This is a genomic window from Paenibacillus glacialis (genome assembly GCF_001637205.1).
In the GTDB taxonomy this organism is placed as follows: Bacteria; Bacillota; Bacilli; order Paenibacillales; family Paenibacillaceae; genus Paenibacillus_AQ; species Paenibacillus_AQ glacialis.
The window spans coordinates 427,116-440,708 of record NZ_LVJH01000002.1; the positions used below are offsets into that span (position 1 = coordinate 427,116).

At 39.0% G+C, this 13,593-nt stretch carries 13 protein-coding genes; 3 read left to right on the plus strand and 10 right to left on the minus strand.

Features of this window, described 5'->3' with window-relative positions; translation table 11 throughout:
- The first annotated feature begins 61 nt into the window (after positions 1 to 61).
- Positions 62 to 955, plus strand: a complete 894-nt coding sequence (ligD, locus tag PGLA_RS02410) for a non-homologous end-joining DNA ligase (protein ID WP_068528105.1) — start codon at positions 62 to 64, stop codon at positions 953 to 955.
- A 54-nt stretch (positions 956 to 1,009) separates the two neighbouring features.
- Here ligD and PGLA_RS02415 read toward each other — a convergent pair whose 3' ends face one another.
- On the minus strand, positions 1,010 to 1,852 hold the full coding sequence (locus PGLA_RS02415; RefSeq protein WP_068528397.1) for a YitT family protein: 843 nt from the start codon (positions 1,850 to 1,852) through the stop codon (positions 1,010 to 1,012).
- Positions 1,853 to 2,015: 163 nt separating this feature from the next.
- Entirely contained in the window at positions 2,016 to 3,446 is a 1,431-nt protein-coding gene (gene cls, locus PGLA_RS02420; RefSeq protein ID WP_068528108.1) for a cardiolipin synthase, read from the minus strand.
- Between the two features lie 223 nt (positions 3,447 to 3,669).
- Between cls and PGLA_RS02425 the strand changes: the two genes are divergently transcribed.
- Positions 3,670 to 4,656, plus strand: coding sequence for a M23 family metallopeptidase (locus tag PGLA_RS02425; RefSeq protein ID WP_068528111.1), 987 nt, complete (start codon positions 3,670 to 3,672; stop codon positions 4,654 to 4,656).
- 180 nt (positions 4,657 to 4,836) lie between these two features.
- Positions 4,837 to 5,250 carry a bactofilin family protein gene (locus tag PGLA_RS02430; protein WP_068528114.1) on the plus strand — a complete coding sequence of 138 codons (414 nt, stop codon included), beginning with the start codon at positions 4,837 to 4,839 and terminating at the stop codon, positions 5,248 to 5,250.
- A gap of 143 nt (positions 5,251 to 5,393) precedes the next feature.
- Here the strand turns inward: PGLA_RS02430 and PGLA_RS02435 are convergent, their stop codons facing one another.
- The 8 genes from PGLA_RS02435 to PGLA_RS02470 all read right to left on the minus strand — a co-directional run bounded on the left by PGLA_RS02435 (position 5,394) and on the right by PGLA_RS02470 (position 13,481).
- On the minus strand, positions 5,394 to 6,188 hold the full coding sequence (locus tag PGLA_RS02435) for an ABC transporter permease (protein WP_068528117.1): 795 nt from the start codon (positions 6,186 to 6,188) through the stop codon (positions 5,394 to 5,396).
- The gene (locus PGLA_RS02440) at positions 6,181 to 7,092 is read right to left on the minus strand and encodes an ABC transporter ATP-binding protein (RefSeq protein ID WP_068528122.1); all 912 of its coding nucleotides are present in this window, start codon (positions 7,090 to 7,092) and stop codon (positions 6,181 to 6,183) included. The genes PGLA_RS02435 and PGLA_RS02440 overlap by 8 nt, the downstream gene beginning before the upstream one ends.
- Before the next feature lie 491 nt (positions 7,093 to 7,583).
- Positions 7,584 to 8,042, minus strand: coding sequence for a DUF1854 domain-containing protein (locus tag PGLA_RS02445; RefSeq protein ID WP_068528125.1), 459 nt, complete (start codon positions 8,040 to 8,042; stop codon positions 7,584 to 7,586).
- 168 nt (positions 8,043 to 8,210) lie between these two features.
- Entirely contained in the window at positions 8,211 to 9,149 is a 939-nt protein-coding gene (locus PGLA_RS02450) for an LCP family glycopolymer transferase (protein ID WP_068528128.1), read from the minus strand.
- Positions 9,150 to 9,359: 210 nt separating this feature from the next.
- Entirely contained in the window at positions 9,360 to 10,700 is a 1,341-nt protein-coding gene (locus PGLA_RS02455; protein WP_068528130.1) for a UDP-glucose dehydrogenase family protein, read from the minus strand.
- Positions 10,701 to 10,779: 79 nt separating this feature from the next.
- Entirely contained in the window at positions 10,780 to 11,478 is a 699-nt protein-coding gene (locus PGLA_RS02460) for a sugar transferase (RefSeq protein WP_084410668.1), read from the minus strand.
- A complete protein-coding gene (gene galU, locus PGLA_RS02465) occupies positions 11,475 to 12,380 on the minus strand; it encodes a UTP--glucose-1-phosphate uridylyltransferase GalU (RefSeq protein ID WP_068528133.1) in 906 nt (301 codons plus the stop codon). Before galU ends, PGLA_RS02460 begins: the two co-directional genes overlap by 4 nt.
- A 696-nt stretch (positions 12,381 to 13,076) precedes the next feature.
- Complete coding sequence (locus tag PGLA_RS02470) at positions 13,077 to 13,481, minus strand: hypothetical protein (protein WP_068528136.1); 405 nt, start codon at positions 13,479 to 13,481, stop codon at positions 13,077 to 13,079.
- Positions 13,482 to 13,593: the final 112 nt, after the last annotated feature.

Genomic DNA, 13,593 nt, shown 5'->3' on the forward strand with positions numbered 1-13,593 from the left:
CTTTTACATCCACATGCTCCGTCAATGCTACAATTATTAAGAAAAAGAGGTTACTGTCACCATGTCGTCTGCTCGCATCAAGGGAAGCATCACCGTAGAGGGTCAACACATTACTGTGTCCAACCCCGATAAATTATTGTGGCCTGAAATGGGGATTACCAAGGCAATTTATTTACAGAAGCTTGCTTTCCTTGCTCCTTACTTACTCCCATACTGTAGAGATCGACTGTTGACAACGATCCGTTATCCCAATGGCGTGAATGGAGAATTCTTCTATCAAAAGAATGCACCTGCTCCACTTCCACCTTATGTATCCACAGTTACACATGATGATATTTCATATATTGTTCTACATGGGTTGCCTGATCTACTATGGCTAGGAAATTTAGCCGCATTGGAATTCCATCCATCTCTTCATTTTGCTCATAGCGAGTTACCTTGTGAATGGATGATTGATCTAGATCCTTCTCTTGAAATCGAACCACGGATCATGGAAGCGACTGCTCTCGTAGGGGAGGTTCTTTCCTCATTAGGAATTCAATCTATTCCCAAGACATCAGGAGCAACCGGTGTTCAGATTATTATACCTGTAGAAGGAGGAATCACTTTTGACGATCTACGGAAGATTGGGCATTTCGTGGGACGTTATATCGAGGAACGCCATCCCCAGCTATTCACGCTAGAAAGACTGAAGAAACACAGAGGCGATAAAATATACTTTGATTATTTACAGCATTATGCAGGAAAAACATTGGCCGCTCCCTATACTCCCCGTGCCAGAGCACGAGCTACTGTCTCTACACCTCTAACCTGGGAGGAAGTTCATAACAATGTCTCCCCAACAGACTTTCATCTATTGAATATTGAATCTAGGCTAATGGAAAAAGGAGATCTGCTTGGTGTTATCCCTCCCCAGCCTCTTCACCATATACTGCATCATTTAAAGCACAGATAAGCCCGGAGAAATACTCCGGGCTTATCACATATATACATGTCGTTTATTTTAGATTTAATGGATCGCTTTCTTCTTAAAGCGTCCGCCTTTGACATCATGAATATTACCGATCGCTATGAATGCGTCTTTATCCCATTCCGCAACAATCGTCTTCAATTTAGCTTCCTCAAGACGAGTAATAACAACGAAGATAACCTTCTTATTCTCGCCAGAATAGGATCCTTCACCATCCAGATAAGTTACACCACGTCCAAGACGTTGTGTTAAGGCATCACCGATATCTCGATATTGTTCACTGATGATCCATACTGATTTCGATTGATCCATACCTTCATTGGTAACGTCAATCAATTTAAAAGCAATATAATAAGCGATAAGGGAATACATTGCGTGGTCCCATCCAAAGACAAATCCTGCACTACTAAGTATGAAGACATTTATAAACATAACAACTTCACCCACAGAAAAGGGCGACTTCTTACTCAATAGAATAGCAACGATCTCTGTACCATCTGTTGATCCACCAGCACGAATAACAAGTCCAACACCAATCCCTAGAATGACACCACCAAATACGGTTCCAAGAAGAGGATCAGTCGTAAGAGGGGCAACAGGATGTAAAAAATATGTTCCTAAAGACATCACAATAATCGAGAAAAAGGTCGATATAGCGAAGGTTTTACCAATTTGCTTGTATCCAAGAAATAAAAATGGAAGGTTAAAGAGGGTTAGAAATATCCCCAGTGGCCAATCCGAAAAGAGCGAACTCATAATCGATATCCCCGTTATTCCTCCATCAATGATTCTGTTTGGTACTAGAAAAATTTCAAGAGCGACGGAGACAAGAAGTGCTCCAAAAATCATCATAATAAATCGAAGTACAATAGCTGACTTCATGACTGGTGCTTTGGGTGGAAAATTTGGTTGTTTCACAATATTACCCTCAATAATGTTTGTACTTTTACTCACAAAACTCCCCCTATTCATATTATCCATGTTTCGTCTATGTTTTATATTATACCATAGAGTTTATTATGAATAATAAAAATGAGGATTTTTTTCACAATAAAGGGGACAACATACGGCTTAATAACTCCCCTCCCTTATGTAGACGAGACCTTTTTGCAAATTCAATAGGGTCTATTTCTGAGCAATAATGTAGATCATTTTTGAAATCTCTCACAATTCGCTGGATGGCTTTCTGATCAAATAATACCGCGGTCAACTCGAAATTACAGAAGAAGCTACGCATATCCATATTTGCTGTTCCTACGGATGCTAGCAGGTCATCCACAATCAGGATTTTGGCATGTACGAAGCCTTTTCGGTATTGAAAGAACCGCACGCCAGCCTTTATCAATTCTTCTACATAAGACAAGGAAGCATAATGGACCAACTTCGAATCCGGCTTCCAAGGAATAATGATTCGTACATCCACGCCACTAACTGCAGCAGACTTAAGCCCCTCATAAATAGCTGGATCAGGGATAAAATACGGCGAAGTAATCCATACCCTTTCGTTAGCGACCGCTATTGCTGCAAAACACATCTCCTGAATAGCGTCCCATACTTGATCAGGACCACTGCTCAGAATTTGAATTTGCTGTTCTCCACGACATTCATGTGCTGGAAATAATGTAGGATCAATAATTCGCTCACTTGAAGCTAATTTCCAATCGTTAAGGAATATATTTTGTAGAAAATAAACCGCATCACCCTCCAACTGCAAGTGAGTATCCCTCCAATATCCTACTTCAGGATATAAGCCTAAATAGTCATCTCCTACATTTAGTCCTCCTACGAATCCCTTTTTACCATCTACAATTAGAATTTTACGATGATTTCTGTAATTAATACGACGATCAAGAGTAGCAATAACGGGTGGAAGGAAGAAGTGAAGCTCAACGCCCGCCTCTTTAAATCGGTTAATAAACGGTCGCTTTAAGTGATGACTCCCAACACCGTCGCAAACAATACGAACCTTAACTCCTGACTGTACCTTTCGAATCATAACGTCCTGAAATTCAGTGCCAATCATATCGTCCCTAAAAATATAAAATTCAACATGTATATGATCCTCTGCTGACTCCATCGCCTCAAGCATGGCTTGATAGGCTTCTTTCCCATCTGTCAGAACTTGACTTTCATTGCAACCCGTTATAGGACTCTCTGATATATTCGATAGCAAATTAAACAAGCGCTTTTGAGTGTGGAACTTGTGATTCTTCATCTCCTCCACATCCTCTATAATGACAGCTTCTTTCCATAATTGATCGCGGATTTCCCGAAATAATCGTGATCCTTTTGAACGAACCTTCTTTCGTTTGCTGTATTCCTGAGCTACAAAGTAATACACAATAAAGCCAACTAGTGGAAAGCAAAACAATATAAACATCCAGGCTAGCGCTTTAGCTGGATTTCGAAATTCAAGGATTAGTATCGTTGCCATTTGAAAAATAAATACAAACAATGCAATAAGGACCCACATCATACGGCTGACCTCTTTCACAAAAAAATTATTATCCCTAAATAATTCAATCCCTCTTTGTAAAGTTCATCATTGACCAACCTATCAGGGGTTTATTCAATACATAACCACGCTATAGACAAATTTAAACCATAACACCCAAATAAATTTGACATGTTTAGAGATTTCTACGAATAAATAGAATATAACCAAGCTATCCACATCCAATGCCTAGAAAGGAGTTGCCATGAAAAGTACGAAATCCAAGCAACCCATAACACTACTTGTTCTACGTGATGCACAGCATTCCGTTAAGCAAATCCAACTCTCTAAACCTTTACTTATCGCCGTACCTACTATTGCTATTCTGTCCCTTTCTGGCCTGATTATCTCCATGCAAGTACATTCTTCCCAAGTGATCTCTAAGATGGAACAGAAAATGCACCTACAGACGATGACAAACAATCAGATGGAGATAACCGTAAGTAACCGTGAAGAAGCGATTTCCAGATTACAAAATGAAATAATCAACCTTTCCTCTGACGCACAAGATATGAAGAGCAAGATGCAACGCGTGAACGATCTTGAAAAAGAATTACAAAAATTCATCAATAAAAATAACACCAGCATGATTTCTGGAAAAACAAAAACTACCGAGACATTAACTAGCGATGATCCTAAGCATGTAGGCGGCGAATTTATCGCTGTAGACACTAATGAGATTCTCGACCTTACACAAGAGACAAAGGATGACTTTGAGGAGCTTCGTAAGTTACTCGATTCCATGGAGGACAACATTCCACGTATGCTTGAGAAAGCCCAAGAGACCCAAGACATGCTAGCTGGTATTCCTAATATGTGGCCAACAACCTCTCACGTTGTTTCCTCTAGCTTCGGCTATCGAAAAGATCCCTTTACTGGAATAGCGGCCTATCACGCAGGTCTTGATATTTCTGGTAATACGGGAGATCCAGTCTACGCCGCAGGAGCAGGTACAGTGGTTGAGGCTGAACAACGTGGGGCACGTGGTCTCTATATAAAGATTGAGCATCCAGAAGGATTGCAGACGTCATACATGCATTTAAGCAAAATTAATGTAGCTGTGGGAGAATCTATTTCCAAGGGCGAACTCATTGGTAAATTGGGAAATACAGGTCGCAGTACAGGTTCCCATCTACATTTTCAAGTTGAGAAAAAGAATGAAGTCGTTAATCCACTTCCATATATTCAATAATTGAGGAAGCATCACTCCACAAAACTTAAGCTTATGCTTTCGATGCTAGTTTTTGAAACGACGCTTAGTCAGGGGAGTTTCGCTCTCCAAAAACTTTTAGCTTATGCTTCCGTTGCTAGTTTTGTTACGAAGTAATTCCAGTGAGGCATCGCTCCACAAAACTTTTAGGAGGTCACAAACATGGTAAGATCAAGAAACTCAAAAAGACGAAATTCAGGGATAGACACCCTTATTGGACAAGGTTGTGAGGTTACTGGAAAGATATCCTGCGAAGCCAACTTGCGGATTGAGGGTTCTTTTAACGGAGAGATTGAGAGCCAAGGGGATATAACAGTAGGTGAAAATGCTGTAGCTCGTTCTAACATTCAGGCAAGGGAAGTTGTGATAGCTGGCAAGGTTTACGGGGACGTTGCCACAACAGGTAAACTCACCATTACAGCAACCGGGCAGATGTTCGGAGATGTATCTGCCTCCTCTCTCATTATTATGGAAGGTGGCGCATTAAGTGGCACAAGCACGATGAGCCATCCCGAGCCTGTTTCTGAGAAGTCAAAGGATATCCATTCTCACTATTTACAACCCGAAGTAAGCTAAACATCCTCTGACAATTGCACTCTTATCTTATACTGCATGCAACCCTGTCATCCTATTCAGGTCACAATCCAATAAAGTAAAGCCCTGAAAAATAGAAGGAATTCCTATTCTTCAGGGCTTTATCATTCAAATATGAGACACTCTTATGCCGAAACATCACGTTTCTTAAATACAACCCATGACAGCAGTAAGAAACAAATATAATATGTTGCCAAGACAATTAACGAGAAAGTCAATGTTGAACCTCCTGGACCTTCCGGAGTATCTATGTAACCTCTTAAATCCATATGTGTGAATATCACATATTTCATCCACTCATATTTATCTGGATTAAGAAGAGTCAGAAATATATTTTTAGAGAATAAGATGAACAAGGTAAACATTGATAATACAATAGCAAAGGTGCTCGAACGAAATAAGGTAGAAATCATAAATGCTATCGTCGTGATCAATATAAGCTGGACATAATTACAACCAAGAAACATAAGTGTATACGACATATCACTCCAAGAACTCGAAATTATCCCTGAAACACCCAACTCATAGCTGAACCAAATATTTGCGAATAAAAAGGTACCTCCAAAAAGGACAAGGGTACTTAATATACCAAAGAGTATCACTGATATGTACTTCGACAATAGAATTTTAGAGCGACTCCATGGTCGAATGAGAAGTAGCTTAATCGTTCCCCAGGAAAATTCACTAGCTACAGAATCCGCTGCAATAACCACTGCAAATATAATATTGATAAAAAATGTAAAGGTCATCGTTAATACAGTAACTTCCCATACGTTAGGATGTTCTTGTGAGTCCACCATAAACATTACAAATGGCAAAAGAATACTTAAAATAGCTAATATACCTAGCATCACCCAAGTACGTACGCGACGATATATTTTCATATTCTCATTTAATACTAATTTAAAGAAACTAGACAATTTGTTCACTTCCCGTCATTTCTAAGAATTGATCTTCGAGCGAACGCGTAACCTCTCGAATGCCATATACTTTTAACCCTGCCTGTACGAGACGAGCGTTTATATCGGCCACTTCTTCACGTGATACCTGCATAATAAGCAGATTATTCTCCACTCGATTCACGCCTAATATAGCTGCAGCCTGTTGTGGCTGATCTACATCAAATGCTATCTCAGCAGCCGATACGGCCACCCCATCCTCATTCTTTAACTGCCGAACATCAATTAATCTGCCATTCTGAATAATAGCCACTCTATCGCACATCAATTCCATTTCAGAGAGTAGATGACTTGATACAAATACCGTAGTGCCCTCAACCCTGCAAAGATCGCGTAAATAGTCTCGTAATTCTCGGATACCTTGAGGATCCAGTCCGTTAGTAGGTTCGTCCAAGATAAGAAGTTTCGGGTTGTGTAGTATAGCCTGAGCTACTCCTAATCGTTGTCTCATCCCGAGTGAGTAGGTTTTGACTTTGTCATGAATTCGGTTATCCAGCCCGACAAGAGCAATGACCTCTTGTATTCTAAGCTTCGTAACTCCGGGCAGCATACGAGCGAAATGGTGCAAATTCTGGTATCCAGTAAGGTATTTATACATCTCCGGATTTTCAACAATTGCTCCCACATTCGCTATCGCTGCTTCAAATTGATTCTTAATGCTATGCCCACATATAACGATGTCACCTTGGCTAATCGATATCAATCCCACCATCATACGAATTGTCGTGGTCTTTCCTGCTCCATTCGGACCTAGAAATCCAAACACCTGACCTGGCGAAATCTCTAGACTCAGATTATCTATGATTGCCTTGGAGGAGATCATCTTAGAGACATTCTCCAAGCGAACAACTGGTTCCTGCTGCATTTAATACACTCCTTTAAGATAAACAATTACTATTCTCGCATCTTTTTACCTAAGTATAGGTTAATAAATGTTCAGAGTAAATTCTCAGCAATATGAGAATTTACATATGATTCATTTTGGGTTACTTCACATTCCTTACAATAACCCATCGATGTGTTATAGCGGTAAAAACAAGTTTTGAAAATAGAGCTCTCCTGATTCCCTTGTAAAATCCGCTCACAGTACACGCAATAAAATAGAAATTTCTCAGTCATACGAAAAACCTACCCCTCACAGGAATCATCATGTTATTCGACAAAATATATCAATCAGATCTTAAAAAGATACACTTTGTATCATTAACTGTAATGTACTCGACATTTATTGCAATGTCAAGAATTTCCTAAGAGAAGAGGCAAATCAAGTTTCCAATCGCTTTACCTGTAAACATATCCATAAAAATAAAAGGTAAATATTAGATTGATACGTATTGTATGAATAATAGATCTTAGCTAATTAATTTTTTCCCATTGCTTCAGACTATTCTCATCCAGTTCATGAATATTTGTAATGATATATCTACGACCTTCAATATCGCAAAGAATCCAACTCACTAAGCTTAGAGGATGTAGACTTTCGTGCATTTCGTTCATTCGAAAGTACGTTCTACCATAACTTGTATCTACAACCCATAACCACTCGCTTCCACTTCGTTTTAAAGAAACGATATTTGATATGATGTGAATCATATAATACCGCTGTAGTTCCTGCTCAGCTTCCATTCTGCTATCCTCTTCTAACAACGAAAGGTCAGCAATCATTGTGATTTCCTCATCGTTAGCTAAGCGAACAGATATATATTGATTCGGCATCGTCAATGGAAATGTTCGAATCAATTTCACACCAGTATATCTCCTTCCATCTTTCTCTATTTCTAGCACCCCATCAAGGTCTCTCAATAATTGTATCATACGTATTCCGCTATCTCCCTTGGCTCTTCATTCATTTGTTTTTTGAGTCTGTACGCAATCGCAAATCGACCCATTTCATTTTCTCTTGCGTAAATTCTTTATCACCTGAATACATTGAAGTGCTTGAACGATAATCGTCTGAACCGCAAAGAGCTCCATAATGTTTCCTCATGGATTCTCTGCCTTTTGCAAATGCTCTCTAATTAGACTATGAACTCTTTCCTTCTCTGTATCTTCTATCATGTAATAATAGATTCCGTTTATTTTCTTGCCTTGACCAATTAATTCTAATGTTTCAATTTTATTCAGATCAGATCGATAATTCACAATAAACTTCTTCATCTCATCAAAGGTAATATCTGTCTTCGCATTATTTCCGACCTCATCTAACATAGACTGGATGCGGACGATATTAGAGACCTGTAGAGCATTCTTTATCGTCTGTGTTAGTACCTCTCGCTGCCTGGCGTTACGTCCGAAATCTCCTCGCGGATCATCATACCTCATACGTGAATAAGCAAGCGCTTCAGCACCGTTTAATTTCAAATGGCCTTCTGTAAACTCATATCCTTCATATTTAAACGAGAACTGATTTTTAACTTCTACTCCACCCAACAAATCTATCATCCGGCTGAAACCTTCCATATTCACTTTTATGTAGTAATTTATTGGTATATCAAGGAGATTTTCTGCCGTTTGGATGGACATGTTAACTCCACCGAATGCATACGCATGATTGATCTTATCTGTAGTACCATGCCCTATAATTTCAGTTCGTGTATCCCTTGGAATATTGAACATCAAAATCGATCCTTTGGATGGGTTTACACTCAACACAATCATGGTGTCGGAACGGCCAACATCACCCTTTCGTTGATCCACCCCTAACACTAGTACAGTATAAGGTTCCTTTTCATCCATCTTCACAGGCCCACCACCTTTAGATTTAGGTTCTGTGCTCGTGATAACAGGCATTACTGGTTCTCTTGGTTCATAGATTGCATTAACTGTCGATTTCACAGATTCATACAAATAGATCCCCACACCTACAATAATGGAGATAAATAAGGACAGAACTATCAATGTGATTTTCATCCAACGTTTCATTTGGTACTTCCCCTTTATACTTGAATTCAGATACACAAATAGTTGCTCATAGTCAATACGAGCACCTAACATTGAATTAAATGAAGATACCAAAGATGTACTTCAATGAAATCATTTGATGTAAACCCTCTATGCCAAGATCACAGAATGTCTGTTGAAGAGTATATGGATATAATTGGAGTATGACATTTCGAGACAAATAAAAAGAAATTAATGGATGATGGATGCCATATGTGTATCGTCATCAATTGTATTCAAGTTAGGTCGACCTACCGAATAATAAATAAAGGGAGAGTTCTCTATTTCCTTCGGACCGTATACATTTCGACCATCAATCATAATTGGATGTTTCATGACAGATGCAAGATCTGTTAACTCAATTTCTGCAAACTCCGACCACTCCGTTAGTAAACAAATCGCATCACACCCCTCAGCTGCTTCCATAGCACTCTTTGACCACTTAATCTCAGAACCATCAAGCGCAAGTCTAAAGTTATCTGTAGCAATAGGATCATATGCCTGTACGTACGCTCCTCTTTTGACCAAAGCCTTGATGATATCAATTGCGGGTGCATCACGCACGTCATCTGTATTGGGTTTAAAGGCCAGTCCCCAGATCCCAATTCTTCGACCATTTAGTGTCCCTAGGGCACTCTCTAGTTTATGGATGACATTGAAACGCTGATCTTTATTCACTTCAACGACCGACTTAAGTAACTTGAACTCATAATTCACGTTCCCAGCAATTTGAATAAGTGCTTCTGTGTCTTTAGGAAAGCAGGAACCACCATATCCAATTCCGGCTTGAAGAAAAGAATGACCAATTCGTTTGTCATATCCCATGCCTTCCGCTACCTTCGTCACATCTGCTCCTACCTTTTCACATATATTAGCAATTTCATTAATAAATGAAATTTTAGTAGCTAAAAAGGCATTTGATGCATATTTGATCATTTCGCTTGAGCGAATATCTGTAATGACGATGTTATCCGTTAAAGATCTATGAAGATCTAACAGAGGTTCTATTACCCTCGGGTTATCTATTCCAATGACCACTCGGTCAGGGAATAATGTATCCTTGACTGCTGTACCTTCCCGGAGAAATTCAGGAATAGACACGATATCGAAGGAATGATCCGTCAATTCGCTAATCCATTCTTTCACTTTATAGTTGGTCCCGACTGGAACGGTACTCTTCGTCACTACGATCTTGTATCCAACCATCACAGTCCCTATTTCTTTGGCAACTTGCTCAATATAACTCAAATTGGCTTCTCCATTAGGCAAGGAAGGAGTTCCAACAGCGATAATAATTATTTCTGAATTCCTTACAGCTTTACCAATGTCCGTTGTGAAGGATAACATACCTTTCGCAGCATTGTTTTTTACCAACGCTTGGAGTCCAGGTTCATAGATTGGGATCTCTCCGTTTCGGAGCATATCTACTTTACTTGGATCATTATCAACACATATCACTTGGTTGCCAATTTCCGAGAAGCACACTCCAGACACCAGACCTACATATCCTGTACCTATAACTGCAATTTTCAATTAAAATCACTCCTCATCTACACACAATTCACCATAATATCAGACCATTTAAAACCTCTACTTCATCCTTTTTCACATTTTAGAATGCATCCTTCGCTCCAAATAACATTCTTATGGTCTTCAAAATAATCTTGATATCATATGAAATACTTCTACGATCTATATATCGAATGTCCAACTCAACCATTTCTTTAAAACCTACGCTATTGCGTCCGCTCACTTGCCAAAGACCTGTACAACCTGGTATTACGAGAAGTCTTTGTTTCTCATAAGAGGTATACTCTGCAACCTCTCGCACGAGTGGTGGTCTAGGTCCCACCATACTCATATCGCCACGGAGAACATTCCATAGCTGAGGCAATTCATCCACGCTTGTTTTTCGAATGAATCTTCCAATCCTTGTTATACGCGGATCATTCTTAATCTTAAACATAGCACCACTAACTTCATTCTGATCAAGTAATTGATCTAACAAATCCTCAGCATTTGAGACCATTGACCGAAATTTAAACATTTTAAATTCTTTTTCGTTCTTACCTATACGAATTTGATGAAAGAATACAGGTCCTCTAGGGTCCTCTAATTTAATAAATATCGCTACAACTGCAAATACAGGAGACAATAAGAGCAGACCAAATAATGCTCCCATTACATCCATTATTCTCTTTATGAATAGATACAGTTTATCGGATCGCGTATGATTGGGTACGACATGTGGGTACGGCAAATGTTTCTCCAGGAATAATTCACCCTTGTTCCTTCGAGTTGTTGGTATCATTTATATTTCCCCCCACCGATCAGCAATTGTTTTGCTTGTTTCTCTATTAACTCTTCTAGTGCAGCAAGCATTGGGAGCCTTAATTCGTTATTCTGAAGAGCGAAATCCAAGGTAGTTAAGATAAATCCTAGCTTCTCTCCTACATCGTAACGGATGCCTTTAAAATCATAAGCATATACCCCTTGTTGTTCATTCAGTAGTTGGATCGCATCAGTTAACTGAATTTCTCCACCAGCACCAATTATTTGTTCTCCTAAATATTGAAATATATCCGGTGACAATACATATCTCCCCATAATAGCAAGGTTAGAAGGTGCCTTACCTTGCGCAGGTTTCTCAACAAATCGATGAACCGAGCTCAGTCTACCTTCCGCACTTCGAGGATCTATAATTCCATATCGATGCGTCTGATCCGGTAATACTGTCTGTACCCCAACAATGGATCGTCCCGTGATCTCATACTGCTCAATCATCTGTCTCGTACACGGTACATCCGCAACAACAATATCATCACCTAATAATACGGCGAATGGCTCATCACCAATGAAGTTCCTTGCACACCACACTGCATGACCTAGTCCTTTAGCTTCCTTCTGTCTAATATAGTGAATGTCTACATTAGAAGACTTGCGAACTTCTTCTAGCAATTCTAACTTTCCTTGCTCAATCAATGTTTGTTCGAGTTCAAATGCATTATCGAAGTGATCTTCAATAGCCCTCTTTCCTTTGCCAGTTACAATGATAATGTCTTCAATACCAGAAGCGATGGCTTCTTCCACGATGTATTGAATCGTGGGCTTATCAACAATCGGTAACATTTCCTTCGGCATTGCCTTGGTGGCGGGCAAGAAACGGGTACCTAGACCTGCTGCAGGGATAATCGCCTTTCTTACTTTTTTCATCACTTACCACCCTATCCTTCTATCTATTTTTTATTTAAAATAAGCATTTGCTTGAAAACAAGAGTTGAATCAGTTTGTAAATGAATGAAACCATTACAAATCTCACTTTCAATTTCCAAAAAAAAAGACATTCAACCCATCCATACTTTACACTCTCGACGATTCATCTCTAAGGTCACGAGAGACCCACAGTATGGCCGAGTATCTGCAATGATAGAGGAGTATAGTAGACATTTACCTGTAGTCACATTACAACAAGTTTTTTCACTTTTCTGAAATTCACGACAAGTATGACCCCATCGCACAATGAACTCACAAATAAAGCATCCGGTAGGATGGTCACTTTGATTGGACAAAACGTTCGTCAATAGAGGAGTAGAGAATATTGGTTCGAAGCGTTCGATAAGCTCTGCTATCGGAGATTTAGGATTTCCTTGAGGTAATTAGATTGTGACTCTCATTGATTGAGCGGGGCATATTTCAATACTGCACCCACTGGATTGATAGGTAGGTGCAGTATTGAACATTCTCTTCACCGCCGAAAGAATTCAAGCTACGTCAACAATAGCGATATTCACATGTTCTTCCTAAATGATATTTATATATCCCTTAGTTATTGGGTTATTAGAACTATGCATTTCGTAGGAATATATAGTAGAATGAATGTATATGTATTCATTAAGAATACGTTCCTATTCAGATAAGTTGGTTGATATTCCTACGCATTCCTATCTTGCTTTTGGAGATCATGAAGTAATTCAAATTATTCAACATTGTTCTCAGAAGACTTGTATGATAGATCTGATGTTCCTTTAAGTTATGTAATTTGACGCGATATTGAAACATTTCTTCATATATACCTTTCGTTTCAATCTTTCCTAGAAGCGTCACTTGTGATTTGGAATCCTCAATATCGAAACCAAACACAACATTCTGTAATGTTGGGATATCCAAATCGCTTAAGAAACAAATTGCGTTATTACTTATCTCCATTAAAAATATAGGACGCCGTTTGCTCTTTATCTTATTGCCTCTTACTTCTCTAATATAGATATGTGCATTTAGAGCAAGATTGGCCCAATGATCAATATTGGGATGCATAGCCTCATTCCTTCGAAAGAGAATATAATGCATAAATTACAATAAATTGGATAGGATAATTAACGATACAATACGTATCATTAATTATCGGCTCCAGATACAAAATGTATCT